This window comes from Calditerricola satsumensis (assembly GCF_014646935.1).
Classification (GTDB): Bacteria; Bacillota; Bacilli; order Calditerricolales; family Calditerricolaceae; genus Calditerricola; species Calditerricola satsumensis.
In genome coordinates, this window is the sequence record NZ_BMOF01000005.1 from 1 (window position 1) to 23,508 (window position 23,508).

Here is a 23,508-nt window from a genome sequence, read left to right on the forward strand (position 1 = left end):
CAGTTTTGTGAAGGTGAAAGTGCACCGAATACAAGGGATTCGGACAACGAAAAAGGCTCAGTACGACCGATGGCCGACAAACCGGGCGATCGCTTCCAACGTCCGGCGCGCCGGCACGTCAGGCAAGATCCGCAGCGCCTCCAGCGCCCGGTTCAGGTAGCGCGCGGCCAACTCCTTGGCAAAGGCAATGCCGCCGCTGTCGCGCACGATGGCCAGCGCTTCGGGCAGATGGTCGGCCACGCGCTGGGTGGCGATCCATTCGCGCAGCACGCCGGCACGGGGTGAGGTGGCCAGGGCGTACAAGGCGGGCAACGTAACAATGCCCTGCTTCAGGTCGCTGCCCACCGGCTTGCCGAGCGTCTCCTCCGTTCCCGTGTAGTCGAGAATGTCGTCGGTGATCTGGAAGGCCATCCCGACATTGTGGCCGTATGCCCGCAATGCGCGCACCACCTGCGCCGGCGCCTCGGCCGCCATCGCCCCGAGCTGCGCGCTGACGGCCATGAGCAGGGCCGTTTTGCGCTTAATGCGGCGCAGGTAGTCGCGCAAGCCCAGATGGACGTTGAAAAAGTCGCGGATCTGCACCATCTCGCCGATGCACATGTCGACAACGGCCTGCGACAGCACCTGGTGGATGCGCGGGCACTCCACCTCTGTGGCCACCTGGAGGGAGCGGGCAAAGATGTAATCGCCGGTGTACATGGCCAGGGCGTCCCCCCACTTGGCGCGAACGGTCGGCCGACCGCGCCGCAGCTGCGCGTCGTCGATGACGTCGTCGTGCACAAGGGTGGCGAGATGGATGAGCTCCAGGGCCACGGCGATCGGCTTCAGGCGCGCCAGGTCGTAGCGGCCAAACCGGCCCGCCACCAGCACAAGCAGGGGCCGAAGGCGCTTTCCACCGGCCTTCAAGAGATGCTGGGCCGACTCCCGCAAGAGCGGTTGTGGGGCTTCCAGCGCGCGTTCCAAATCTTGTTCCACTTCGGCAAGGTCTTCGGAGAAGTCGCGCAGGATGTGCGAGAGGTTCATCGCATCCACCTTATTCTGTCCAACGTCGTGTCGGGTCAGATCCCGCGCACCCATTCGGCGGGACGCGCCTCGCGCGGATCCCACAGGGTGAAGGAGACGGGTCCGCTCAACAGGCCGAGGCGCCGGGCATCGGCGACATACCGTTTGAGCCCGCGCAGCTCGGTTTCGCCCAGGTCATGGCTGAGGCCAGCGAAGTACGCACGCCAGAAATCCCGCGAACCGCCGCAGCGTTCTTGCGCGGCGCGAATCACCGCGTCACGCCGCAGGGCGCCAAACCGCTTGCTCACCAGGAGCGCGCGGTACAGCAGCCCCACCTGTTCGGGCTCGGCGTCCAGAATGTCCCGGCGCACCGCCCAAACGGCAAAGGTCATCGCCAGACCGGTCTCGCGGTGCCACCATTCCCCCAGGTCGATGTGCGCCACCTCGCGGCCGTACCGCCGGCGCGCCAGGATGGCGTCGTCGCCGATGAGGAGCGCCGCGTCGGCCCGTTTCAGCATGTCCTCCAGCGAGGGGGCCATCGTGAGGTACGTCGGCGCGCCACCGCCGTAGCCCTCGAGCAGGATCTTGAGGAGCGCCACCGATGTGGCCGACGTGTTCGTCAGCGCGACGACCCCTCGCTTCACCTCGTCAAGGGGACGCTTGTGGAAGAGAAAGATAGACCCCACCGGCCCCTTCGCGCTCACCGAGAGGCCCGGCAACAGCGCGTACAGGTGGGCGTTTTCCGCGTAGGCAAAGGAGGACATCGGCCCGACGTGGATCAGGCCCTTCCGCATCGCCGCGTTGAGCTGCGCGGGCACCTGCGGCACCAGCTCCACGCCCGGCAGATGCCGGGTGATATCTGGAAGAAAGTGGGTTACCGGGAGCACGTTGGTGTAGGCGATGTCCCCCACGCGCAGCGTCCGCGTCATGGCCCATCCTCCCCCCAGCGGCGGAACAGGGCGTGGTCGACGCCGCACGCGTCGAGCACTTTGCCGACGACAAAGCGCACCAGGTCGTCCACCGTTTTCGGTCGGTGATAGAAGGCCGGCATGGCCGGCACGATGCGCGCCCCCATCCGCGCCAGGCGCAGCATGTTCTCCAAATGGATGGCGTTGAGCGGCGTCTCGCGCGGCACGAGAACGAGCGAACGCCCTTCTTTTAGCATGACATCGGCGGCGCGTTCCAACAGATTCCCCGACGCGCCGCTCGCGATGCCCGACAACGTGCCCATCGAGCACGGGATGACGACCATGCCCCGCGTGCGGAAGGAGCCGCTGGCGATCGGCGCGCCGTAATCGCGCAGCCCATGCCAGACCAGGCGGCCCGGCCGCCCCGCGGAAAGGGAACGTTCGAGGGCCGCCCCTCGGTCCGTCGTATCCCAGCCCAATTCTTCGCCGAGCACCTGCCATCCGGCTTCGGTGACGACGAGGTGCACCTCGAAATCCCGCTCCAAAAGGGTTTGCACCAGCGTCACGCCGTACACCGCACCGCTGGCTCCGGTGATCCCGACAACGATGCGTTCCCGGTTCATTCCACCATCACCAGATCAAGCAGCGTGAACAGGAAGACGACGACGCTGAGCACGCCGTTCATCGTGAAAAAGGCCGTGTTGAGCCGCGACAGGTCGTGGGGCGACACCAGCCGGTGTTCGTACACGAGGATCAGCCCCGCGGCGATGATGCCGGCGAAAAACCACGCCTTGAGCGGCAGCCACAGAAAAAGGGCGACCAGCCCGAGCATCGTCAGCGCGTGAAAGAACCGGGAGATGGCCAGCCCCCGCGCGATGCCAAAGCGGCTGGGGATGGAATACAAGCCCGCTTGGCGGTCGAAGTCGGCATCCTGGCACGCGTAGATGATGTCGAACCCGGCGGTCCAGAAGGCGACGGTCAAGCCGAGCAGAATGGCCGGGCCGTCGAGGCGGCCGGTGGTGGCCACCCATCCCCCCATCGGCGCCAGGCCGAGGGCAATGCCGAGGACCAGGTGGCACAGCCAGGTGAAGCGTTTCGTATAGGAGTAGATGACGAGAACGAGCACGGCGATGGGCAAGAGCTTCATCGCCAGCGGGTTGAGCTGCACCGCGGCGTAGAACAGGAGCGCAAAGGAAACGGCGATAAAGACGAGCACCTCGGGAACGCTCACCAATCCCGCCGGCAGGGCGCGCTGGGCCGTGCGCGGGTTGGCCGCGTCGATGTGGCGGTCGATGAGGCGGTTTAAGGCCATCGCCGCGCTCCGGGCGCCGACCATGGCCACCGTCACCCAGCCGATTTCCCGCCACGTCGGCCAACCGCCTTCCACGACCCAGTTGCCGAGCACCGCGCCCAGATAGGCGAAGGGCAGCGCGAAGACGGTGTGCTCAAACTTGATCATCTCCAGCAGGATGCGCGCTTTTCGCCACAGCCTACTCAATGCCATAACGCGACCACTTCCGATCGACAAGCTGTTTGATCTCCTCGCTCATCTCGATGTCGTCGGGCCACGGCCGGACAAAGCCCTCCTCCGGCCACTTGCGCGTCGCGTCGATGCCCACCTTCGAGGTGATGAACGGCAGCTGCGACGCGTGGTCGAGGTCGTCCGTGGGGCCGTCGACGAACATCATGTCCCGCCGGGCGTCGATGTTGTGAAACACCCGCCACGCCACTTCGCGATAGTCGTGGACGTTGACGTCCTCGTCGACGACGATGATCATCTTGGCCAGCATCATCAGCCCCAGGCCCCACAGGCCGGCCATCACCTTGCGCGCATGGTACGGGTAGCGCTTTTTGATCGACACGATGACGCAGTTGTGGAAGCCGCCCTCGATGGGCATATCGATGTCGACGACCTCCGGCAGCATGAGGCGGATCAGGGGCAGGAAGATGCGCTCCGTCGCCTTCCCCAAATAGGCGTCCTCCATTGGCGGCTTGCCGACGAGGGTGGCCATATAAATGGGGTTTTTGCGGTGCGTGATCGCCTGCAGGTGGAACACCGGGTATTTGTCGGGCAAGGAGTAGTACCCGGTGTGGTCGCCAAAGGGCCCCTCGATGCGCAGCTCGTCCAAGTCGACGTACCCCTCGAGGACGATCTCGGCGTGGGCCGGCACCTCCAGGTCGACCGTCTTGCACTTCACCATCTCCACCGGCTTCTTGCGCAGGAACCCGGCAAAGACCATCTCGTCGATGTCCGGCGGCAGCGGGGCCGTCGCCGCGTAGACCACCGCCGGATCGCACCCGATGGCCACGGCCACCTCCAGGCGTCGGCTGCCCGTCTCCCGCCCCTTGCGCCAGTGCTCGGCACCGCCCTTGTGCTTATGCCAGTGCATGCCCGTCGTCCGCCCGTCGTACACCTGCATGCGGTACATGCCGCAGTTGCGCTTGCCCGTTACGGGGTCCTTGGAAAAGACGAGGGGCATGGTGATGAACCGCCCGCCGTCTTTCGGCCAGCACTTGAGGATGGGCAGGCGGCTCAAATCGGGGTTGTCGGTGATCACCACTTCCTGGCACGGCGCATGCTTGACCGTCTTGGGCAAGTACGACGCCAGCGCGGCCAGCTTGGGCAGCGCTTTCAGCTTGTCGAGAAGGCCGCCGCCCGGCTGGGGCAGCGCCAGCAGCTCCTCGATTTCCCTGGCGATGTCGTCGAGGGACTCCACCCCAAGGGCCAGGCACATCCGCTCGGTGCTGCCCAGGGCGTTCGTCAGCACGGGGATGTCGTATCCTTTTACGTTTTCAAACAGGAGGGCATAGTTGTGGGTTCGGGACTTCGACACCCGGTCGGTGATCTCGCTGATCTCCAGCTCGGGATCCACTTCCTCCCGGATGCGCTTAAGCCAGCCCCGTTCCTCCAGGGCGGCCAGAAATTCCCGCAAGTCGCGAAAAGCCATGGTCTCTCCTTCTCCCCTGCGATTGTGTCGGCGCTGCCGTCAAAGGGTCCGCTCCTGCCCGGTTTCCGACTTGGGCTTGTAGCCGATGTGCAACGCCGCCGCGCCGCCACAAAAGCGCTTGAGGAACACGTTCGTCAGGCCGACGTCCTCAAAAATGCGCGCCAGCGCCACGCTGTCGGGAAAATCGGTGAGCGACTCCGGCAGCCAGCGGTACTCGTCGTATTTCCCGGCGAACACCTTGCCCAAAAGGGGCAGGATGCGGTAGACGTACAGGAAAAACAGCGCGCGGTAGGGCTTCCACAGCGGCTTGGACACCTCGAGGGACACGACCATGCCGCCGGGTTTGACCACGCGCCGCATCTCGGCCAGCACCCGGCGGATGTCCGGGACGTTGCGCAGCGCGAACCCGATCGTCGCGCAGTCGAAGGTGTTGTCGGCAAAGGGCAGGTTCATCGCGTTGCCCAGCACGAGTTCGGTGCGGTCCTCCAGCCCCCGGGCGCGCACCTTTTCCGCGCCGACGGCGAGCATGTTCGGGCTGAAGTCGAGGCCGACGACGCGGCCGTGGGGGCCAACGGCCTCGGCCAGGCTGATCGCCCAGTCGCACGTGCCGCAGCAGACATCGAGGGCCTGCCAACCCGGCTGCACATTCATGCGGCGCATCGCGTACCGGCGCCACGCGCGGTGGCGGCCCAAACTGATGACGGTGTTCATGCGGTCGTAATCCCGGGCGATGGATTCAAACACCGCGCGCACGCGCGCTTCTTTCGTCATCTCGCGCATCGGTTTCTCCCCCCGTTTGCTCGCACCAGCGCCGTGCGCTAGGCCACCGGCGCGACCGCCTCCACCTGCTCCTTGAGGGCAGCAAGCAAGGCAGCCAGCTCGGCGTGCACCGCCCCCGGAAGGCCCTCGAAAAGCGGCTCGGCCAGCGCGTGGACGCGGCGAAGGGCCGCCGCGATGTCCCGATCGAGGCCGAGCTTGAGCAGAAGGGGTTCCCGCGCCGCGCTTCCCTCATCCTCGCCACCGGAGGCCTCCCGCAGGCGCAGGCGCACGTACCACCCCGGTTCCGCCTGGGGCTGAACCACAGCCCGCCATTCCTGCTCCAGGTTGACGAGATCGGCCAAGGCGTGGACAAAGGCCGCCCACTTGTGTCCTTCCTCCCGGCGCTCGGTCCCGCATTCCGCGGCAATGGCCTCGCTGTACAAGTGGGCGTCGACGTTCGCGCGCAAGGCGCGATACCGCTCTGCCGTAAGGGTTCGGGCGGCAAACGCTTCGGCCATTTCCACCTTCCACGCGTTGATTCTCTCGATGGCGCGGGCCAGCGTCCGGATCAGCGCGATGTCGTCCATTTGGGCCAGCAGGGCATAATAGAGGCTGCTCGCGTAGTCACCGGCCAGAACGGTCAGTTGGCGCGCGCGGGGGCAAGCGGTCCGGTCCACGGCGTCATGGGCCGCCAATCCCAGTTGCACAAGGCACAGCGGGATGACGCGGCGCGCGATGGCCTCGTCCGATCGGGCCGTGGTATGAAGAAACAAGAAATAGGTGTACGCGAGAGGGGCAGGAAGAAGCGGCTTGTCCACCGCATGGGCAAACAACGGGTGGTTCCACAGGTTGGAGACTTGTTTCAGAACGGCTTGAAACGCCACCGCGAGCCGTCGATTCTGCATCCCGTCCATATGCTGGGCCTCCATTGGCTCACATGCCCTCAGTATACCATAAAACGACACGACGCTCACCGTCCCCACCACAACGGGCCCTTCTGCACGTGGCCCATTTCATGAACAAGCGCTTTGTAGGCGTTCGGCGGCGCCTCGCGCAAGCGCGCCAACCGTTCCGGATTCCCGCGCTCGGCGTCCAGGGCGGCCACGAGAACCGGGCGCGCGTTGCCCGGCGCATAGGCCACGCGCACGAACACGTGCTGCACGTTGGTCGTGTGCAAAAAGGCCCGGCGCATGATCGCCACCCAGTCGGCGTACACCGCGTCCGCGGTCCACGGTTCGGTGACGGAAAGATCGACAAAGAGGTTGCCGCTGTCCCATTTCACCGCCCGGAGCTGGCTGTGGAGCGAAAGGTTGGCCAGCAGGTCGGGAAGGCGCTCCGTCGTCAGCGTCACGGGGTACGCTGCCGCGCCCCAAACCGGTCGATCCTCAACCGCCCGCGCCTCCGGGCGGAGAATCCAGGTGAGCGCGAAGGCCAATGCCCCCGAAACCGCCACAGCTTTTAACCATCCCGTCACTGCCCGCATGGTGCCCCCTCCCCGGCCGCGCGCGTTCGGTCTCCTCCTGATCTCTTACTACTGTACAAGAAACGGGGGCGCACCATACCTTGCCATGAATACGTGCCATGAAAAAAGAGCAGGTTAGCCCTGCTCCCCGTCGTCCTCCCCGGACACCACCAGCCCGTGCTTCGTCAGAATCACCGCTTTGCCGCGCACCTTGATCGCCGAGGTGTGCTCCGTGAACTGGGCGATCATCACTTCGCCTTTGTCGAGTTTTTCCGCGTGGTGGAAGCGCGTGTCTTTCCCCCGCGTCAGGCCGATCACGTTGACGCCGTTCTCCTTCGCCTTGATCACGACGTACTCCCCTTGCGGCTCGAGCATACCGTCTCCTCCGTTCCCCGTTCTACCTTTCACTATCCGTCATTGCGCGCGATCTGTCAATGCGCGCGAGGGTCATGCGGAAAAATAGAGGTATCCCAGATAGAGGACGAGCAGCAACGCGGCCATGGGCAACAGCAACAGCCAGAACAAGCTCTTTGTGCGGTTCACCGTTTCACCCCCGTTATCAGGGTCTCCACGGCGCCCGCACCCCATGCAAAAACGCCACCCTCCCATCCGAGGGTGGCGGTATGTACGGAAGATGGTCGGGCTAGCCGGATTCGAACCGACGACCTCACCCACCCCAAGGGTGCGCGCTACCAGACTGCGCCATAGCCCGACTGCATCAGGATTGCTGACGTTTTAAACTATATCACAGGACCTTTTGCGTGTCAAGGAGAAGTTTGCGCCATCCGGTTGTCGAAGGATGCCGGGACGCCGCCCATCCTGTCACTTGCCGCGATTTTTCTTATTTCTCGGGAAAATACGCATCATTTCCGAATGAGGGCAAACACTTCGGCGCGAGCCGCGGCGTCCGTTTCAAAGATGCCGCGCACGGCCGAGGTGACCGTCACCGCACCCGGTTTCTTCACGCCGCGCATCGTCATGCACATGTGCTCCGCTTCGATCACCACCACCACGCCGTGCGGGTCGAGTTTCTTCATGATCGTGTCGGCCACGGTGGCCGTGATGCGCTCTTGAAGCTGCGGACGACGGGCCACCGTTTCCACCGCACGGGCCAGCTTGCTGAGGCCGACCACGCGCCCGCCGCGCGGGATGTAGGCCACATGGGCCTTGCCATAGAAGGGCACCAAGTGGTGTTCGCACATCGAGTAGAAGGGAATGTCCTTGACCAAGACCAGCTCCTCGTGATCTTCGCTGAAAATGGCCGAGAAATAGACCTCCGGGTCCTGGAAGAGGCCCTGAAACACCTCTTCGTACATGCGTGCGACGCGTTTCGGCGTGTCGCGCAACCCTTCCCGCTCGGGATCTTCCCCAATGGCCTCCAGAATCATGCGCACGGCTTGCTCGATTTTTTGGTGATCAATCCGGGTTGGCCCGTTTTTTTGATGGTCGCTGGCCATTGCGCGTACCTCCTCTCGCCGCACAAGGGAAAACCGGAATGACAACGAAAAGTCACCGCCAGTGTACCACAGCGGACGCAAAAAAGCAAAGAGCCGCTTGCACGGCTCTCGTCGCGCTCACTGGATCGCCTCTTTCAAGCCCTTGCCCGGCTTGAAGGCCGGAACCTTGCCGCCGGGAATCTCGATTTCCTCGCCGGTCTGCGGATTTCGCCCTTTGCGCGGTTTGCGGTCGCGCACCTCGAAATTGCCGAATCCGACGATCTGCACCTTGTCGCCCGCTTTGAGCGCCTCCATGATGCTGTCAAACACGGCGTCGACCGCCCGCGCCGCGTCTTTCTTGGTCAGGTTGGCCCGTTCGGCCACTTTGGCCACCAGTTCGGTTTTGTTCACCGCTTTGCCTCCCTTCTGCAGAACAAGCCGACACCTACAGTTTTTCTCGCCGAATTCCGATTTTATACTGGATCCGCTCGAACTTCCCGCGACGCCTTGCAAAAAGAGAAAGGCTTCCTTAAAAGGAAGCCTGTTCCTGTTCAAAGGAGGATGGCAATGAGTCCGCCAGAACCTTCATTGATAATGCGCTCGAGGGTTTCCTTCAGTTTGTACCGCGCGTTTTCGGGCATCATCGTCAGCTTGGCCTGGATGCCTTCGCGGACGATGGAATGGAGGGAACGGCCGAAGATCTCGGAATTCCAGATCGACTGCCGGTCGTCCTCGAAGTCGCGCATCAGGTAGTGGACCAGCTCTTCGCTTTGCTTCTCGGTGCCGATGATCGGGGCAAACTCCGACTCCACTTCCACCTTGATCATGTGGATCGACGGCGCCGTCGCCTTCAGCCGCACGCCGAACCGCGAGCCGTGGCGAATGATCTCCGGCTCATCGAGGCGCATCTCCTCCAGGGACGGCGGCGCGATGCCGTACCCGGTGGTGCGCACCATGTGCAGGGCCTCGGCGATCTGGTCGTATTCCCGCTTTGCGTGGGCAAATTCCTTCATCAGCTTGAGAAGATGGTCCTTGCCCTTGATCTCCACCCCGACAATTTCCATCAAAATCTTGTCGTACAGCTCATCCGGCGCGTGCAGGTCGATTTCGGCGATGCCCTGCCCCATGTTCATGTCGGCCAGCGCGGCGCGCGCCACAAACTCGTAGTTGTGGAACAGGCTGACCACACGATCCACATCGCGGAGGCGACGAATGTCCTTTACCGTCTCCCGTACCGCTTCTTCGTAGCTCTTGCGCAACCAGTGGTCTTCGTCCAGCACCATCACCCAGCTGGGGAGATTGACGTTGACCTCGTGAACGGGAAACTCGAAGAGCACCTCTTTCAGGACGTACAGGATGTCCTCCTCGTCCATTGCATCGACGCTCATGGCCAGCACGGGGATGTCGTACTTTTCCGCCAATTCGTCCCGCAAACGCTGCGTCTCCTCGCTTCGCGGGCGGGTGGAATTGATGATGAGGATAAAGGGCTTGCCCACTTCTTTCAGTTCGGCCACCACGCGCTCTTCCGCTTCGACGTAAGCCTCGCGGGGAATCTCGGTGATCGTTCCGTCGGTGGTGATGATGACGCCGAGGGTGGAGTGTTCCTGAATCACCTTGCGCGTGCCGATCTCCGCCGCCTCGTGGAAGGGGATGGGCTCGTCAAACCACGGGGTGTGGATCATCCGCGGGCCGTGCTCGTCCTCGTATCCCTTCGCCCCTTCCACCGTGTACCCGACGCAGTCGACCAGGCGCACGTTGATGTCAAGTCCCTCGGCGACGTGCACCGTTACCGCCTGGTTGGGGACGAACTTCGGCTCCGTGGTCATGATCGTGCGCCCTGCCGCGCTCTGGGGCATCTCGTCGATCGCCCGGGCGCGGTCGTACTCGTTGGCGATGTTGGGAATCACCACCTGCTCCATAAATCGTTTGATGAACGTGGACTTTCCCGTGCGCACCGGGCCCACGACGCCGATGTAAATGTCTCCTCCTGTCCGTTCGGCGATGTCTTTAAAGATGTCCGCCCGTTCCATCCGAATCCCTCCCGCAGTTGGTTCCAAACGCACCAGGGCTCAGTTGGACAGTACAAATATATGGGTTGCCGCGGGGTTTATGACGGGAGAAAACGAGAACCCGTTCGGGAGGGGAACCGGTTCTCCCCGCTCGAGGCGATACGGAAAGGCGCGCACGGGAACAAACAGATGGTTGCGGGCGAGGAAATCGCGCAGATCCTTTGGGAGGCGGGAGGGATCGGCATGCTTGGGCAGGAGCTGAGCGAGATCGAGGGCATAGTCCACGCCCACGCGTCCCAGGGGGTCCATCAAGAGCGGGAGGTACTGCCCCGTGTACGGGCTCTTCACCTGGACGGGCTGGAGGTTGAGCGCCGCATAGTCAATGCCATAGAACCCGTTGGGTTTCACATCGCGAATGGGCAGCGCCCCGCGCTTCATCCAATAGCGATTGACGGCGGTCTGGACGTCGTTCACCGCCGCGGCGACGGCAAGATCCAGCAGACGCACCTGGGGGGTCGTCTCCACATCGATCAGCACATACTGGTACCGCCCGCCCTGTTCGAAGGCGTTGGGCGGGATGCGGGCCAAATAGCGGGGCACGAGCTGCCGAAAGTCAAGGGGGTACTTTTCGTAGCGCGGCACATCCGCCGGGCGGGTCTGAATGGGAAGCAAGCCGCCCTCCGCCTCGCGATAGCGGTCGACGGCGGCCTGCACCTCGCGCAGGTATTCGACCGACGGTTCCTGGCCCACGCGCCGCTCCTCCGGGTACAGGCAGCCGGCCGGGATGAGCAGCACGGCCAGAACCCAAAAGGCGATGGCAACGCGCGAAAGCCCCCTCCGCATCGCAGGAGATGGCCTCGCCCGACGCGACATGCGCCCCGCGAATGCGCGCAGTCCGACCATGGCGCCTCTCCCCTAGGACGGAGCGGACAGGCCCCGGGGTCGCCCGCCCGCGGCTTGTTCGGGCACCGTAACGGCGACCGCGCTGTACCGCGAAGGCAAAAACATGCGCGCGCGCCGCGCGGCTTCCAAGAGCGTCGTTCCGGGCCGCACCTTCACCTGCTTGCAGCCGGGGAAAAACGTGACCGTTACCATGCGATGCGCTCCTTTCGGTTCCTTACACCAGGGCGCGCACGACAAAGAGCAGCGTGACGGGCAAAAGGGCAAAGGCCAGCGTCGAGAGCAGAACGCGAACCGGCCCCCTTGGCAGCTGGCGCGCCTTGGTAATCATGAGGTTGGCGACGAGCATGAGGACAATGGCGATGACGGCATCCAGCACGTGCGCATCCCTCCAATGTTTTCATTATACCACACCGACGCACCGCCTCGATGGGCTGGGCATAGGATATAGCGTTCCGAACTCTTGCCCAACGGGAGGTACCCCCCTTGCAGCGACCCAGCGTCGTGTGGAAAAATCCTCAAGCCATCAAGCGGACGCTGAAAACGAACCCGCGGCGCCCATCCCCGCGCGCCTCGGCCTCACCTCCCCCTCTGCTGAACGCGCTCGCCAACCCGGCCCAGCTGAAGGCCACCCTCGCGCGCGTGCGCACGAGCGTCAAAGAAATGAGCGCCACCCTCCATCAAGTGGAACAGCTGGTCGACGCCGCGTACAACCTGATCGACGTGGTGGAGATCATCAGCCGGCAAATGGGGCGGTCAGCGGGCAAAGGCTCCCTCTTGGATTTGGTGACGAAGATCAACTTGTCGGAAGTGCTCGCCCTTCTTCAGTCGCCGCTTGTCCAGACCTTGCTGGAAGGCGAGCAAAGAAAACAGGAGGGGTAAGACGGCCCCTCCTGTTTCCTGTTGACCTTGCCGCTGCGACCGCAAACGACTCCCCATGGCTTGACCCGTATCCCGTTCGCCAGACGTGTGAACTGGTCGTTTTTCCGCTACTACTTTATGGCCGGCCGGCCAGCCAGGTTCCACCGCCAAGCGCGGAAACCGCATCACTCGCTCAATTTTTTGGCAATGGCCAGCAAATCGTTCACGCTAAGGGAATGGCTTTTGACATACCGGACGATTTTGTCCTCTTTCTCTTGCGTGATCGGCTTGTTCACCATTTTGGCCACTTCGCGGATCAGTGCGCGCAGCTTCCGTTCGTCGCGCAAGTCCTCCTGCTTCATGCCGCTGGCCAAGCTGCGAATGAGCGACTCATCCACCTTTCCTTTGGTGGTGGACTTGATTTTGTCCACCAACCGCTTCGGCAAACGCGGGTTTTGCTTCACGGCATCCTCCCCCTTGGAAAAATCGATCAGTCTATCGTATGACGGGGAGGATGGCCGCGTGCGTCACCGCGCGGCGTCTCGTACCTGAACGATCCACTCCCATTCATGGGTGCGGTCGCGCCCCATCAGCTCTTCCACGGCCTGTTTGGGCGGCTTGCCCTCGAACAGCACGGCGTACAGCTGCTCGGTGATGGGCATCTCCACCCCATAGCGCTTGGCCAGCCGATACGCCGCCTTCGTCGTGCGCACGCCTTCCACCACCATGCCCATCTGGGCGAGCACGTCCTCCAGCGACGCGCCCTGTCCCAGCCGGTAGCCGGCACGCCAGTTGCGGCTGTGCCGGGACGTGCACGTCACGACCAAATCGCCAACGCCGGCCAGCCCGGCAAAGGTGAGCGGGTTGGCCCCCATGCGGTAGCCCAGCCGCCCGATCTCCGCCAAGCCGCGGGTGATGAGGGCCGCTTTGGCGTTGTCCCCGTAGCCGAGGCCGTCCGACAGCCCCGCGCCAAGGGCAATGATGTTTTTCAGCGCTCCGCCCAGTTCGACGCCGACCACATCGGGATTGGTGTAGACGCGAAAGTACGCGTTGATGAACAGGTCCTGGGCCTCCTGGGCCACGCCGTGGTCTTCCGCCGCCACCACCACCGTGGTCGGCGATTTGCGGCACACTTCCTCGGCGTGGCTGGGCCCCGACAGGACGGCCACGCGCCGGCCGAGAGGGGCGGGGAGCTCTTCGCGAATCACTTCCGACATGCGCTTGAGGGTATCGGTCTCCAGCCCTTTGGCCGCATGGACCACCAGAACACCATCCCGCAGGTGCGGGGCGGCGCGGCGCACCACATCGCGCACGGCGTGGGACGGCGTCACGACCAGCACCGCGTCGGCGGCGGAGACGGCGGCGCCGAGGTTGGTCGTCGCCGTCACGCCCGCGGGCAGCACGGCGTCCGACAAGTAGCGGCGGTTGGTGCGCCGCGCGTTGATCTCGTCGACGGTTTCGGCGCTGCGCCCCCAAAGCGTCACCCGGTGGCCGTTGTCGGCCAGCACGATGGCCAGCGCCGTTCCCCAGCTTCCGGCCCCCAATACGGCAACGGTTCGTTTCACCGTCACGCCCCCTTATCCAACCTTCACCCGTTCGCCCAACTTGCGCTCCCGTCCTTGAAGGAGGTTCGCGATGTTCTGCCGGTGGCGCCAGTAGGCGAGCACGGCGATGACGACGGTACCGGCAAGCAGGCTCGGCGAATCGTACCAGAGCAGAACGAAGACAGGCAAGAGTCCGGTGAACAAGAGGGAGCCGAGCGAGACGTACCGCGTCACCGCGATGGCCAAGAGGGCGACGGCTCCGGCCACCACCGCCGGCGGGAGGGCCACCACCGCCACCACGCCGATGGTGGTGGCGATGCCCTTCCCGCCGCGAAACCGGAAAAAGAGCGGCCAGTTGTGCCCGATCACGGCAAAGACGCCTGAGAAAACGGCCACCGCCTCGTCGCCCCCGGAAAGCATCCACCCCACGCCGACAGCGAGCATCCCCTTGAGCATGTCCAAGAGAAAGACGGCCGCCGCCGGCTTCGCGCCCAGCACGCGCAGGGTGTTGGTCGCCCCGGCATTGCCGCTGCCGTAGCGGCGGATGTCGATCCCGTACACGTACTTGCCGATGATCGTGCTGAAGCTGAGCGACCCGAGCAGGTAGCTGATGACAAAGGCCATCCACACCGTTTTCAAGGTCCGTCACACCTTACGATTTTTTCTTCAACACGATTCGGATGGGTGTTCCTTCAAAGGGGAAGGCCTCGCGAATTTTGTTTTCCAGGTACCGCTCGTAGGAGAAATGCATCAGCTCCGGATCGTTGACAAACAGGGCAAAGGTGGGCGGCTTGACCGCCACCTGGGTGGCGTAGGTGATGCGCAACCGCTTTCCGTTGTGGGTGGGCGGAGGGTTGAGCACCATCGCTTCGGCGAGGATGTCGTTGACAAGGTGGGTCGGCACGCGCATGGCGTGGTTTTCCGCCACGTCGACCACCTTGGGCAAGATCTTGTGCACGCGCTGTTTCGTTTTGGCCGACACGAACAGCACCGGCGCGTAGGGCATGAAGGCGAATTCGTCGCGGATTTTCTCGACGAAGCGGTCCGCCGTCTTGTCGTCCTTTTCGACGATGTCCCACTTGTTGACCACGAAGATCGCCGCCCGCCCCGCTTCGTGGGCATAGCCGGCGATGCGCTTGTCCTGCTCGACGATCCCCTGCTGCCCGTCGAGCACGACCAGCGCGACGTCGCACCGCTCGATGGCCTTGAGGGCGCGCAACACGCTGTATTTCTCCGTCGTCTCGTACACCTTCCCCCGCTTGCGCAGCCCCGCCGTGTCGATGAGCACAAAGGCTTGTCCCTCCCGCTCAAAGCGGGTGTCGACGGCGTCGCGCGTCGTCCCCGCCACGGGGCTGACGATGACCCGCTCCTCACCCAGGATGGCGTTGACCAGCGACGACTTCCCCACATTGGGCCGGCCGATCACCGCAATGCGGATCACGTCTTCGTCGTAGGGCTCGGCTTCCTCTTCCGGGAAGTGGGCAAACACAGCGTCGAGCAGATCGCCGACACCGGTGCCGTGCAGGCTAGAGATGGGGTAGACCTCGCCAAACCCCAGGCGATAGAAGTCGTACATGGCGTCGGCCTGCTCGCGGTTGTCCACCTTGTTGACGGCGACGACGACCGGTTTGCCGGAGCGGTACAGGAGTTCGGCCACCGCTTCGTCGGCCGGCGTTACCCCGTCCCGCGCGTCGACGACAAAGACGATGACGTCGGCTTCCTCGATGGCCAGCTCGGCCTGATGGCGCACGCGCTGCACGATTTCGTCCTCGGCGCCAATGTCCAGGCCGCCGGTGTCGATGACGGAAAAGATGCGCCCTCGCCATTCGGCCTTGCTGTAGATCCGGTCCCGCGTCACGCCGGGTCGGTCTTCCACAATGGCGATGCGCTCGCCGACGATGCGGTTGAACAGCGTCGATTTGCCCACGTTGGGTCGTCCCACGATGGCTACGACCGGTAAAGCCATGAACGTTCCTCTCCTTCGCCTTCACACGACATCTCTTTCCTCATCATACTGGAGGGCTGACGCGTGCATCAAGGGAAACGAAAAGCTCCCGGCGTCAGACCGGAAGCTGGCGCAAGGTCGCTTTCACTTCGTGCACAAAGCGGACCAGGTGGGCATACCGGTGGCGCACGCCCCACACGGCGATTCGGCGCCCCACGCCGACCATACCGAAGCGGCGCGACAGCATTCCCCCAACCTTGGCGATGGGGGAAAGATGGGGCAAGGCGTCGACCAACCAAAAAGCCGAGCGGGAATCGCCGCAGGCTTCCACCATGGACAGAAAGCTCTCGACGACCAACGCGGGCTCGCCGCCGACGCCAAGGGTGTACACCCGACACCCCAGTTCGTCGCGCCCGCGGCAGTACAAGGTGCCGATGAAGGGTGTGGATGTGCGGTCGAAGTCGTCGAGGGAAAGGATTTCCGTCGGAGTGGGCACGCGGTTGTCCGGAAGCACGCCGAGATGGATGGCCGCCGCCACGACCGACGAATGGGCGCTGCCGTAGCAATAATACACCACGTTACGCGGGCGTTTCGTCCACATCGAGGATCTCCCAGTTCGCCAGGGTTTGGCCGTACAGCGCCCACACGCTGATCCACACGTTTTCGAGGACGCGCCGCGACCGGCCGACGGTCGTCCAGTAGACAGACTGGCCCTTCGCATTGCGCCCCACGTAGACGATGCGCCCGGGGATGACGGTCTCGTCGGGGGGCGACACCTCGGGGCCATGGACGTCGCGCCACGCGGCGGCGCGGGCCAAACGGCCGTCTGCGGCATCGCAATAAAGGCGGTTCATGGGGATCACCGGTGCTTCACCAGCACCATCACGTCCTCGGCCAATTCATGGGCCATGGCGTCGAGAATGTTTTCCAGGAGGCTGGCCATGTGCGCCATCTCGTCGCGGCTTTTGGCCACGAGCACCGGAACACCGCCCGTCGCCCGCGACGGCTGCGTCGTGATCACCGCCACGATGGATTTGGTGACCGGAACGTTCACGGCATTTGCCCTCCTTCTGCCGCCGCGCGCACTAGGACCGCTGCCCCCGACGGCGCGCCGAAGACTCCTGCGGGAGACGCACCGCCCCTTCGAGAACGGGAACCCGTTCGATGACACGCCGCGCCAGTTCGGGATCGCGACGCTGTGGCAGGATGAACACGGCCACTTCCCCGGTGTCGAGATTACGCCGCGCCAGAGGGATCAGCCCCGGGGTGCCGTCGTCGCGGTGCACGCCCAGAATGACCGAGGCATCGTGAAGAATCGCCTGCCGCTGACCGGAGTTGGCCAGCGTCACCGCTGCGGCGTCGTCATGCGGCGTCAGCACAAAGCCCAACCCGTGGCGAAGGATGGTCTCTCGGTTTTTCGCCAAGCCCACGTTCATGATCGGCGTGTCGCCGACGTGTAAAATGGGCCCCTCAAAGCGCAGCGGCGCCTCGCGCACATCGGCGATGTGGCCAATCAGCTTCCCGGCCATCAGCTTGTGGTCGAGGGCGAGCATGAGGGCGGCCACGAGGAGCCCCGCCGGCCATCCGCCGTAAACCGTGGCCAGAGAGGTGACGAAGGCGGTCAGGATCACCAGGTAATTGCGCCCCTCAAACACCATGGCGATGCCCTCGATGTACGCCGGTCCCCGCGGAACGAGCTCCATCGCGTCGAGCTGCGACAGCGTGTTCCGCTCCATGTTGCGCACGTCACGGAACTGTTGGGCGGCCAGGGCCAGGAAGGTGATGGCCGTGAACTCCTTCTCCAAAAGCGCCGGCACCGCGACGGCGCCGAGACCGGCCGCCACCAGTCCCAGGGACAGGTGAATCACCCGTCCGTGGGGGTAGGTGGGGTACTGGCGGTAGTCGGTGCGCAGCATGTGCAGGCGTGCCACAAACCCAACCAGCGTGCCCAGGATGATGGCTACGAGGTACGCTTCCATCGCAACCCCCTGCTTATGCCCCGCCGGGCGGTGCGCACCACGCCGGCAGCCAGGATTGCCGTCATGAGCGCCACAGACAAACCATCGGCGTAGGCTTGATCCCCGATGACGCGGACGTTCGCCTGCGCGGACAGCCACCAGCGCCAGAGGGGTTCCGAAACCCCATAGGCGAGCAGCGTCACGGGAAGCCATTGCCACGCGTAGGGCGCCACGACGGCCGCCAGGGCGCCGATGGCCAGCGGAACGAGCCATTCTGGCGGCAACACGGCCAGGACGGGATCGCGCGCGAGAAGAATCAACAGGAGGGTCCGCATCATCCCCACCAGAAGCGCGGCCGCCAGCCCATAGAGCGGATCGGCGTCGCGCAAACGCGCCCACAAGACCCACGCGGCCAAAAAGGGGGCAAGATAGAACCCCACGCCGATGCGCCACCCGTCAACCGTCACGTGCAACGGCACCGTGAGCGCGCTCCCCGCGCTCCACAGGTAGACGACGCCGCGCGTCAGCCCGGCCTGACGAAGGAGGTCGTCCAGCCATCCGCTCCAGGTGCTCACAAGGACCATCCAGAGAAATACATAATAAAAAAACGTCACCGTCACCGCCATCACGCTCGCAGTCCGCCTTCGTCACTAGTATGGCGATGTCGGTGCCGAAATAGTCACGAACGCCGCGCGTAAGCCGTCACGTCGATGCCGCGCAGCACACACCAGTGATACGTGGCGCCGGACACCACCAGGGCCGCGCGACGCAGCGCGGCAACGGTCCCGGCCCCCAGCGCCGCCATGGCCACTTTCAATTCTTCATGGAAGGCATCGATCTCGGCGAGAAGCGCCGGAACGCCTCCGTCCCGCCACACGCGGAGAAAACGTCCGGCTACGCCAACCGCGTCGGCGCCAAGGGCGAGGGCCTTGGCGACATCCACGCCATGGCGGATCCCGCCCGAGGCGATCACGGCGACCGATCGGCCCTCCAGGGCATGCATCGCCTCCAGCAGGCTTTCCGCCGTTGTGAGCCCCCACCTGTCAAACCCGCGCAGGGCAACGGCGCGGCGCCGGTTCTCCACCGCGGCGAAATTCGTCCCGCCGCGGCCGCCAACGTCGACGGCGGTCACCCCCAAACGCGCCAGGCGTCGCACCACGTCGCCGGAGAGGCCAAACCCCACCTCCTTGACGATCACGGGCACGGGCACCGACGCGACGATGGCGGCGACGCGTTCTTCGACGCGGCGAAAATCGCGATCCCCCTCGGGCATGATCAGTTCTTGAAGGGGGTTCAGGTGCAGCTGCAGCGCGTCGGCTTCCAGCATCTCCACCGCCGCCCGCGCCTCCTCCACCGTCACGTTCGCGCCCACATTGGCAAAAACGATCCCGTCGGGGTTTACGCGGCGCACCACGGTGAACGTGCGGCGCATGGCGGGATCGCGCAGCGCCGCCGTCTGGGAACCGACGGCCATGGCCAGGCCCCGCTCCCGCGCCGCGACGGCGAGGTCGCGGTTGACGGTTTCCGTCTCCGGAGCCCCGCCGGTCATGGCATTGAGAAAAATCGGCGAACTCATCGCGAGTTCGCCGATCGCGGTGTGCAACGAAAGCGCGGGATACGATGACGCCGGCAACGCATGATGGACAAACCGAATGTCGTCGAACCCGTTGGAGCCCGCGGGATCCGTTTCCAGTGCGTAGCGCAGATGCTCCACCTTGCGGGATGCGCGCGACATGGCATCTTGCTCCACCGTCGTCACTTCAGCTTGCGCAGCTGATCGCCGATCACATCGCCCAACGTCAGGTTGAAACCGCCGCCCATATACTCTTGGCGCTCGCGCCGATCCAGGGGCCGGTCCGCCTCCTGCAGCGCGCGGATGCTCAGGCTGATGCGCCGTTCGGGGATGTTCACGTCGAGCACCTTGACCTTGACCGTCTCCCCTTCCTTCAGCACCTCATGGGGCGTGGCGATGTGGCGGTTGGCGATTTGCGAAATGTGCACCAGCCCTTCGACGCCCGGCAAGAGCTCCACAAAGGCACCGAAGCTGACGAGGCGCTTCACCACGCCTTCCCGCACGTCGCCGGGGCGAATCGTCTCGCCGGCCCGCTCCCACGGGCTCGGCTGCGTCGCCTTGATGGACAGGCTGATGCGGCCCGCCTCGGGGTCCAGCTTCAGCACCTGAACGGTGACGCGCTGGCCTTCCTGCAGCACGTCGGCCGGTTTGTCCACGTGGTGCCACGCGATCTCCGACACGTGCACCAGGCCGTCCACGCCGCCCACGTCGACAAAGGCCCCAAAATCGGTGAGCCGCTGCACGGTGCCTTCCAGGACATCGCCCGGCTTCAGGCGGCTGAACACCTCCTGTTTGCGGCGCTCGTCTTCCTCTTCCAGCACCGCCTTGTGGGACAGCACGGCCTTGTTTTTCTCGCGGTCCAGTTCAAGCACCTTGAGGCGCAGCGTCCGGCCCTTGTAGTCCGAGAAATCCTTCACGAAATGGCGCTCGACGTGCGACGCCGGGACAAACCCGCGCACGCCCACGTCCACCACCAGGCCGCCTTTCACCACGTCGGCGACGCGCGCCTCGAGAATCTCGCCCGTCTCCCGCGCGCGCTCCAGGCGCTCCCACGCCCGTTCCGCATCCACGGCGCGCTTGGAGACGATCAGTTCATCCGCCTCGTCGTTGACCTTCAGCACCTTGACGTCCACTTCATCGCCCACTTGCACCACGTCGGAAGGCTTTTCCACGTGGACGTTGGACAGCTCGCGGATGGGCAGGATGCCGTCCACCTTGTAGCCCACGTCGACGAGCACCTGCTTGTCTTCCACCTTCGTCACCCTGCCGCGAACGATGTCCCCCGGCGCCAAGGTTTTGACCTCCGTGAGATATTCCATGCCGTCGACCATGCCAGTACCCTCCTTACCCTTCCTCAGACGAGGACCTTTCGCCCGATGTTCACCAGCAGTGTATTCGGAAAAGTTCGGAAGGCGCGGCGTCACCGCAGGCCTTCGCAAACTTTTCAAACCCTCTGGAAAGCGCCCTTCCCGAATGTCAGATCCCTCTTCTACAGGTAGTATTTTTCATTCACGCGCGTCCCATTCGGTTTACCGCGCGTCTTTCGCGGCCCGCTTGACAGGAGCCTGCGGAACGCCGCCTTCCCGCCCCGCATCCTGCCCGTGAGCCTCCGCGAGCCGGCGAATGGCCGCCATGATCGCGTCCGTGGCCCGCCGCGCTTCGTCAACCGTTGGCTCCTCCGTCCAAAACGGCCGCAGGTCGACTGGCGGTCCATAGTAGACGTAAACCGGTCGGAACGGGCGATACGGACCCTGGATGTATGCGGGGATCACCGTGGCGCGCGACTTGAGCGCCAGCAGCCCGGCGCCGGGTTTTCCCGGCAAGAGTTCCCCCGTGCGGCTGCGCGTCCCTTCCGGAAAGATGACGAGCAGACCGCCCCGCTCCAGCACGTCCAGGGCCGTGCGGAGCGAGCGGCGGTCAACCGCACCGCGCCGCACCGGAAACGCGCCGAACGCGCGGATCACGCGGTTCAACACGGGGATGCGAAAGAGCTGTTCCTTGGCCATGAACGAAACCCGCCGCTTGAGCGGAGCGGCGATCAGGGGCGGATCGAGCAGGGAGATGTGGTTGGCGCAGAGCAGGACGGGACCGGAAGCCGGCACATGTTCCACACCGGAAACGCGCCATCGAAACACGAGGCGGAAAAACAGGCGAACCACCACGCCGGCCAACCGATACCACATGTTACTCGCCCTCCCGCCCACGAGTGCGGCACGCGGCCAAAATTTCCTCCACAACTTCGTCAACGGTCATCCCCGTGGTGTCGAGAAGCCGCGCATCTTCTGCTTTCTGCAGGGGGGCCACCGCCCGCTCGGAATCCAATCGATCGCGCTTGGCAATCTCCTCCTTGACCGTCTCCAGATCGACCCGGTAGCCCCGCGCTTCCATCTCCCGCTGCCGGCGCAGCGCCCGCTCGTCAATCGATGCGGTGAGATAGATCTTGACGTCGGCTTTCGGCAGCACGTAGGTGCCGATGTCGCGGCCGTCCATCACGACCCCGCCGTTCTTTGCCAGTTCGCGCTGTTTCTCCACCATGGCCTCCCGCACCAACGGGTGACGGGCGACATACGAAACGTCGGCCGTGACGGCAGGGGTGCGGATGGCGTCGGTGACGTCTTCCCCGTTGAGCAGGACGCGCTGTCCGTCGCCGTCGGGCGCAAAGGCGATGGTCAGCGCGCGCGCCAATTTGGCCAGCGCGTCTTCGTCGTGCGGGCTGACGCCGCGACGCTGGGCGGCCAACGTCAGGGCGCGATACATGGCGCCGGTGTCGATGTACAAGTACCCCAAGCGCTGGGCCACGCGGCGGGCAACGGTGCTTTTGCCGGCTCCCGCGGGCCCGTCGATGGCAATGGTTAGCCGTTCCATGCTTCACCTCAACCGCCACGAAAGCCGGAGCGAATTCGCCTGGCACGGGAGAGGCGGCAGGAAAACGAAAAAGCAGGTCGTGCCTGCTTTTTCAGTCACGAACTATTCGATTCCGCGCCATGGACCTCCGACACGCCGATCCAGACGAACTCGTCTCCAGATATTTCGATTGTCTGCTTCCGATCATACCACATTATTCCGGGGTGCGCAACGGCCTTTCTTTTCCAGGCGTTTGCGCCGGGATCGGGAGCTCTGCCCCCACCCCGAGCCCCTCCCGCCGGTCCACCTCGCTGAGCCATGCGCGCAGCGGATCGGCAGCCAGCAGGAGTTGGGCCACCACCGTGGCCGCCAGGAGGGCGAGAACGGCCGCGATCAGCGCGCGGTCGATCCATTTGGCCTTCGCAGCGAAACGGGCTTCTTGGCGCCGATGCCGTCGCATGGGGATCCGCCTCCGCTCCCCAGTATCTCCCGTTTCGCCCGTCGGCACACGCCCCCCGCACGCTTACCGGCGACGCGCCTGAAGCTGCGTGCGGAAGCAAAATTGCACGATCGCCTGCCGCTCCTTTTCCGAAATCCGATCGAAGCGTATAGACACGGTCGCCGGCTTGCCCTTCTCCGCCGGGGGCTGCGTGCGCACCACCGTCCCCGCGAAGGTGACCGCCGTGCGCTGCGGATAGGGCAAGGCGACAATGCCTTCCACCGCCGTGCCCAAGGGAAACGGGCCGAGGTCGGGCACCGCGCACTTCAGGCCTCCCCCGCTGATGTCCAGGGTGCGGACCGTCTGCACGGCCTCGCCGCACCGCAGCGTCACATCGAGCACGGCCGGCACGCGCACGTACTGCCGGCGTTGGATGCGGATGATGCTGCGCGGATCCGGACGTTCCAAAACGAGCAAGGGAATGTTGTCCGTTTTGCGGCTCTTCACGCGCGTGGGAAAGCGACAGGGCGTCCCCGTCTCGTCCAACACCCAGCCGTACAGTGCCGTGCCGACGGAAAAGAAGCGAAACTGTCCCGTTTCGCGGTTGAGCGGGATCTCGGTCACCAGGCTGTCGGCGGTCACCTCGACGATGCGCGTTTTGTACAGCATCATTTCCTGCTGTGCCGCCGCTTCGCTTGGGTCTTCCTCCTGCACATCCACGTAGAGCATCTGGAACAGCCGAAACGTGTTCATGCCCGTCCTCCGTCCCCCATCCTTCTGCTTGGTGGCCGGTACGCGAGCCGCTTTTCTGTTTCGTGGCGTATACCGCTACGCGTTCGCGCACCTCTCCTTTCCTATACGCGATCCGTCGGCACAAAACCTTTTTTCAACAAACAACGACCGGCACCAGGCCAAGCCTG

At 64.5% G+C, this 23,508-nt stretch carries 31 protein-coding genes, 1 tRNA gene and 1 pseudogene; 2 read left to right on the plus strand and 31 right to left on the minus strand.

Features of this window, described 5'->3' with window-relative positions; all coding sequences use genetic code 11:
- Window positions 1-57: 57 nt before the first annotated feature.
- From IEX61_RS02285 to IEX61_RS02350, 14 genes are all read right to left on the minus strand, one after another.
- Window positions 58-1,023: a polyprenyl synthetase family protein gene (locus IEX61_RS02285; protein WP_054669519.1), complete on the minus strand. Its 966-nt coding sequence runs from the start codon at window positions 1,021-1,023 to the stop codon at window positions 58-60.
- A gap of 35 nt (window positions 1,024-1,058) precedes the next feature.
- Window positions 1,059-1,931: a menaquinone biosynthesis protein gene (locus tag IEX61_RS02290; RefSeq protein WP_083462847.1), complete on the minus strand. Its 873-nt coding sequence runs from the start codon at window positions 1,929-1,931 to the stop codon at window positions 1,059-1,061.
- On the minus strand, window positions 1,928-2,533 hold the full coding sequence (locus IEX61_RS02295; protein WP_054669522.1) for a UbiX family flavin prenyltransferase: 606 nt from the start codon (window positions 2,531-2,533) through the stop codon (window positions 1,928-1,930). The genes IEX61_RS02290 and IEX61_RS02295 overlap by 4 nt, the downstream gene beginning before the upstream one ends.
- Window positions 2,530-3,414 (minus strand): UbiA-like polyprenyltransferase, encoded by an 885-nt coding sequence (locus IEX61_RS02300; RefSeq protein WP_188816676.1) that lies wholly within the window; start codon window positions 3,412-3,414, stop codon window positions 2,530-2,532. Before IEX61_RS02300 ends, IEX61_RS02295 begins: the two co-directional genes overlap by 4 nt.
- Window positions 3,401-4,858, minus strand: coding sequence for a menaquinone biosynthesis decarboxylase (locus IEX61_RS02305; protein ID WP_054669526.1), 1,458 nt, complete (start codon window positions 4,856-4,858; stop codon window positions 3,401-3,403). The genes IEX61_RS02300 and IEX61_RS02305 overlap by 14 nt, the downstream gene beginning before the upstream one ends.
- A 39-nt stretch (window positions 4,859-4,897) precedes the next feature.
- Complete coding sequence (locus IEX61_RS02310) at window positions 4,898-5,638, minus strand: demethylmenaquinone methyltransferase (protein ID WP_188816677.1); 741 nt, start codon at window positions 5,636-5,638, stop codon at window positions 4,898-4,900.
- 38 nt (window positions 5,639-5,676) lie between these two features.
- The gene (locus IEX61_RS02315; RefSeq protein ID WP_188816678.1) at window positions 5,677-6,531 is read right to left on the minus strand and encodes a heptaprenyl diphosphate synthase component 1; all 855 of its coding nucleotides are present in this window, start codon (window positions 6,529-6,531) and stop codon (window positions 5,677-5,679) included.
- A gap of 56 nt (window positions 6,532-6,587) precedes the next feature.
- Complete coding sequence (locus IEX61_RS02320; RefSeq protein ID WP_054669536.1) at window positions 6,588-7,100, minus strand: hypothetical protein; 513 nt, start codon at window positions 7,098-7,100, stop codon at window positions 6,588-6,590.
- Window positions 7,101-7,214: 114 nt separating this feature from the next.
- A complete protein-coding gene (gene mtrB / locus IEX61_RS02325) occupies window positions 7,215-7,454 on the minus strand; it encodes a trp RNA-binding attenuation protein MtrB (RefSeq protein ID WP_054669540.1) in 240 nt (79 codons plus the stop codon).
- A 260-nt stretch (window positions 7,455-7,714) separates the two neighbouring features.
- Window positions 7,715-7,791 (minus strand) — tRNA-Pro (locus IEX61_RS02330).
- A 151-nt stretch (window positions 7,792-7,942) separates the two neighbouring features.
- Window positions 7,943-8,536: a GTP cyclohydrolase I FolE gene (gene folE / locus IEX61_RS02335; protein WP_188816679.1), complete on the minus strand. Its 594-nt coding sequence runs from the start codon at window positions 8,534-8,536 to the stop codon at window positions 7,943-7,945.
- Window positions 8,537-8,653: 117 nt separating this feature from the next.
- Window positions 8,654-8,926, minus strand: coding sequence for a non-specific DNA-binding protein Hbs (gene hbs / locus IEX61_RS02340; RefSeq protein WP_054669542.1), 273 nt, complete (start codon window positions 8,924-8,926; stop codon window positions 8,654-8,656).
- Window positions 8,927-9,066: 140 nt separating this feature from the next.
- Window positions 9,067-10,545, minus strand: a complete 1,479-nt coding sequence (gene spoIVA, locus IEX61_RS02345; RefSeq protein ID WP_188816680.1) for a stage IV sporulation protein A — start codon at window positions 10,543-10,545, stop codon at window positions 9,067-9,069.
- A 39-nt stretch (window positions 10,546-10,584) separates the two neighbouring features.
- On the minus strand, window positions 10,585-11,319 hold the full coding sequence (locus IEX61_RS02350) for a YphF family lipoprotein (RefSeq protein ID WP_505650615.1): 735 nt from the start codon (window positions 11,317-11,319) through the stop codon (window positions 10,585-10,587).
- Between IEX61_RS02350 and IEX61_RS12765 the strand changes: the two are divergent.
- A pseudogene (locus tag IEX61_RS12765) lies at window positions 11,294-11,443 on the plus strand (hypothetical protein); the annotation flags it as partial. The gene IEX61_RS02350 and the pseudogene IEX61_RS12765 overlap by 26 nt on opposite strands.
- On the opposite strand, the gene IEX61_RS02355 reads toward IEX61_RS12765, so the two are convergent.
- Entirely contained in the window at window positions 11,440-11,619 is a 180-nt protein-coding gene (locus IEX61_RS02355) for a hypothetical protein (RefSeq protein ID WP_188816681.1), read from the minus strand. The pseudogene IEX61_RS12765 and the gene IEX61_RS02355 sit on opposite strands and share 4 nt — an antisense overlap.
- 22 nt (window positions 11,620-11,641) lie before the next feature.
- Window positions 11,642-11,803 carry a DUF2768 family protein gene (locus IEX61_RS02360; RefSeq protein ID WP_157057640.1) on the minus strand — a complete coding sequence of 54 codons (162 nt, stop codon included), beginning with the start codon at window positions 11,801-11,803 and terminating at the stop codon, window positions 11,642-11,644.
- A gap of 107 nt (window positions 11,804-11,910) precedes the next feature.
- Here IEX61_RS02360 and IEX61_RS02365 point away from each other — a divergent pair, with 107 nt between their 5' ends.
- Complete coding sequence (locus IEX61_RS02365) at window positions 11,911-12,306, plus strand: hypothetical protein (RefSeq protein ID WP_054669547.1); 396 nt, start codon at window positions 11,911-11,913, stop codon at window positions 12,304-12,306.
- Between the two features lie 164 nt (window positions 12,307-12,470).
- Here IEX61_RS02365 and IEX61_RS02370 read toward each other — a convergent pair whose 3' ends face one another.
- The 15 genes from IEX61_RS02370 to IEX61_RS02440 all read right to left on the minus strand — a co-directional run bounded on the left by IEX61_RS02370 (window position 12,471) and on the right by IEX61_RS02440 (window position 23,341).
- Window positions 12,471-12,749 carry a stage VI sporulation protein F gene (locus tag IEX61_RS02370; protein WP_054669550.1) on the minus strand — a complete coding sequence of 93 codons (279 nt, stop codon included), beginning with the start codon at window positions 12,747-12,749 and terminating at the stop codon, window positions 12,471-12,473.
- Window positions 12,750-12,812: 63 nt separating this feature from the next.
- Window positions 12,813-13,850 (minus strand): NAD(P)H-dependent glycerol-3-phosphate dehydrogenase, encoded by a 1,038-nt coding sequence (locus IEX61_RS02375; protein ID WP_188816682.1) that lies wholly within the window; start codon window positions 13,848-13,850, stop codon window positions 12,813-12,815.
- Window positions 13,851-13,862: 12 nt separating this feature from the next.
- The gene (gene plsY, locus IEX61_RS02380) at window positions 13,863-14,459 is read right to left on the minus strand and encodes a glycerol-3-phosphate 1-O-acyltransferase PlsY (RefSeq protein ID WP_373288389.1); all 597 of its coding nucleotides are present in this window, start codon (window positions 14,457-14,459) and stop codon (window positions 13,863-13,865) included.
- A 22-nt stretch (window positions 14,460-14,481) separates the two neighbouring features.
- Window positions 14,482-15,795, minus strand: a complete 1,314-nt coding sequence (gene der / locus IEX61_RS02385) for a ribosome biogenesis GTPase Der (RefSeq protein WP_188816683.1) — start codon at window positions 15,793-15,795, stop codon at window positions 14,482-14,484.
- Window positions 15,796-15,889: 94 nt separating this feature from the next.
- A complete protein-coding gene (locus tag IEX61_RS02390; RefSeq protein ID WP_172673547.1) occupies window positions 15,890-16,375 on the minus strand; it encodes a DUF3189 family protein in 486 nt (161 codons plus the stop codon).
- Entirely contained in the window at window positions 16,353-16,628 is a 276-nt protein-coding gene (locus tag IEX61_RS02395) for a DUF3189 family protein (protein WP_229725608.1), read from the minus strand. The genes IEX61_RS02390 and IEX61_RS02395 overlap by 23 nt, the downstream gene beginning before the upstream one ends.
- A 5-nt stretch (window positions 16,629-16,633) precedes the next feature.
- On the minus strand, window positions 16,634-16,828 hold the full coding sequence (locus IEX61_RS02400; RefSeq protein WP_054671645.1) for a capping complex subunit for YIEGIA: 195 nt from the start codon (window positions 16,826-16,828) through the stop codon (window positions 16,634-16,636).
- A 31-nt stretch (window positions 16,829-16,859) separates the two neighbouring features.
- The gene (locus IEX61_RS02405; protein ID WP_054671649.1) at window positions 16,860-17,753 is read right to left on the minus strand and encodes a YIEGIA family protein; all 894 of its coding nucleotides are present in this window, start codon (window positions 17,751-17,753) and stop codon (window positions 16,860-16,862) included.
- The gene (locus tag IEX61_RS02410; protein ID WP_444542191.1) at window positions 17,735-18,358 is read right to left on the minus strand and encodes a YphA family membrane protein; all 624 of its coding nucleotides are present in this window, start codon (window positions 18,356-18,358) and stop codon (window positions 17,735-17,737) included. Before IEX61_RS02410 ends, IEX61_RS02405 begins: the two co-directional genes overlap by 19 nt.
- Window positions 18,359-18,411: 53 nt before the next feature.
- On the minus strand, window positions 18,412-19,467 hold the full coding sequence (gene fni / locus IEX61_RS02415) for a type 2 isopentenyl-diphosphate Delta-isomerase (RefSeq protein ID WP_188816685.1): 1,056 nt from the start codon (window positions 19,465-19,467) through the stop codon (window positions 18,412-18,414).
- Window positions 19,468-19,487: 20 nt separating this feature from the next.
- Entirely contained in the window at window positions 19,488-20,636 is a 1,149-nt protein-coding gene (rpsA, locus tag IEX61_RS02420; RefSeq protein ID WP_188816686.1) for a 30S ribosomal protein S1, read from the minus strand.
- 198 nt (window positions 20,637-20,834) lie between these two features.
- Window positions 20,835-21,488: a lysophospholipid acyltransferase family protein gene (locus IEX61_RS02425; RefSeq protein ID WP_083462817.1), complete on the minus strand. Its 654-nt coding sequence runs from the start codon at window positions 21,486-21,488 to the stop codon at window positions 20,835-20,837.
- A gap of 1 nt (window position 21,489) precedes the next feature.
- Window positions 21,490-22,170: a (d)CMP kinase gene (gene cmk, locus IEX61_RS02430; protein WP_188816687.1), complete on the minus strand. Its 681-nt coding sequence runs from the start codon at window positions 22,168-22,170 to the stop codon at window positions 21,490-21,492.
- A 193-nt stretch (window positions 22,171-22,363) separates the two neighbouring features.
- Window positions 22,364-22,609, minus strand: a complete 246-nt coding sequence (locus tag IEX61_RS02435; RefSeq protein ID WP_054669176.1) for a hypothetical protein — start codon at window positions 22,607-22,609, stop codon at window positions 22,364-22,366.
- A gap of 63 nt (window positions 22,610-22,672) precedes the next feature.
- Window positions 22,673-23,341: a flagellar brake protein gene (locus tag IEX61_RS02440; protein WP_054669178.1), complete on the minus strand. Its 669-nt coding sequence runs from the start codon at window positions 23,339-23,341 to the stop codon at window positions 22,673-22,675.
- Between the last annotated feature and the right edge of the window lie 167 nt (window positions 23,342-23,508).

Coding starts and splice junctions, on each gene's coding strand:
- IEX61_RS02285 (WP_054669519.1), bottom strand. CDS start 1,023: ATGAACCTCTCGCACATCCTGCGCGACTTCTCCGAAGACCTTGCCGAA.
- IEX61_RS02290 (WP_083462847.1), bottom strand. CDS start 1,931: ATGACGCGGACGCTGCGCGTGGGGGACATCGCCTACACCAACGTGCTC.
- IEX61_RS02295 (WP_054669522.1), bottom strand. CDS start 2,533: ATGAACCGGGAACGCATCGTTGTCGGGATCACCGGAGCCAGCGGTGCG.
- IEX61_RS02300 (WP_188816676.1), bottom strand. CDS start 3,414: ATGGCATTGAGTAGGCTGTGGCGAAAAGCGCGCATCCTGCTGGAGATG.
- IEX61_RS02305 (WP_054669526.1), bottom strand. CDS start 4,858: ATGGCTTTTCGCGACTTGCGGGAATTTCTGGCCGCCCTGGAGGAACGG.
- IEX61_RS02310 (WP_188816677.1), bottom strand. CDS start 5,638: ATGCGCGAGATGACGAAAGAAGCGCGCGTGCGCGCGGTGTTTGAATCC.
- IEX61_RS02315 (WP_188816678.1), bottom strand. CDS start 6,531: ATGGACGGGATGCAGAATCGACGGCTCGCGGTGGCGTTTCAAGCCGTT.
- IEX61_RS02320 (WP_054669536.1), bottom strand. CDS start 7,100: ATGCGGGCAGTGACGGGATGGTTAAAAGCTGTGGCGGTTTCGGGGGCA.
- mtrB (WP_054669540.1), bottom strand. CDS start 7,454: ATGCTCGAGCCGCAAGGGGAGTACGTCGTGATCAAGGCGAAGGAGAAC.
- folE (WP_188816679.1), bottom strand. CDS start 8,536: ATGGCCAGCGACCATCAAAAAAACGGGCCAACCCGGATTGATCACCAA.
- spoIVA (WP_188816680.1), bottom strand. CDS start 10,545: ATGGAACGGGCGGACATCTTTAAAGACATCGCCGAACGGACAGGAGGA.
- IEX61_RS02355 (WP_188816681.1), bottom strand. CDS start 11,619: ATGGTAACGGTCACGTTTTTCCCCGGCTGCAAGCAGGTGAAGGTGCGG.
- der (WP_188816683.1), bottom strand. CDS start 15,795: ATGGCTTTACCGGTCGTAGCCATCGTGGGACGACCCAACGTGGGCAAA.
- IEX61_RS02390 (WP_172673547.1), bottom strand. CDS start 16,375: ATGTGGACGAAACGCCCGCGTAACGTGGTGTATTATTGCTACGGCAGC.
- IEX61_RS02395 (WP_229725608.1), bottom strand. CDS start 16,628: ATGAACCGCCTTTATTGCGATGCCGCAGACGGCCGTTTGGCCCGCGCC.
- IEX61_RS02405 (WP_054671649.1), bottom strand. CDS start 17,753: ATGGAAGCGTACCTCGTAGCCATCATCCTGGGCACGCTGGTTGGGTTT.
- IEX61_RS02410 (WP_444542191.1), bottom strand. CDS start 18,358: ATGGCGGTGACGGTGACGTTTTTTTATTATGTATTTCTCTGGATGGTC.
- fni (WP_188816685.1), bottom strand. CDS start 19,467: ATGTCGCGCGCATCCCGCAAGGTGGAGCATCTGCGCTACGCACTGGAA.
- rpsA (WP_188816686.1), bottom strand. CDS start 20,636: ATGGTCGACGGCATGGAATATCTCACGGAGGTCAAAACCTTGGCGCCG.
- IEX61_RS02425 (WP_083462817.1), bottom strand. CDS start 21,488: ATGTGGTATCGGTTGGCCGGCGTGGTGGTTCGCCTGTTTTTCCGCCTC.
- cmk (WP_188816687.1), bottom strand. CDS start 22,170: ATGGAACGGCTAACCATTGCCATCGACGGGCCCGCGGGAGCCGGCAAA.
- IEX61_RS02435 (WP_054669176.1), bottom strand. CDS start 22,609: ATGCGACGGCATCGGCGCCAAGAAGCCCGTTTCGCTGCGAAGGCCAAA.
- IEX61_RS02440 (WP_054669178.1), bottom strand. CDS start 23,341: ATGAACACGTTTCGGCTGTTCCAGATGCTCTACGTGGATGTGCAGGAG.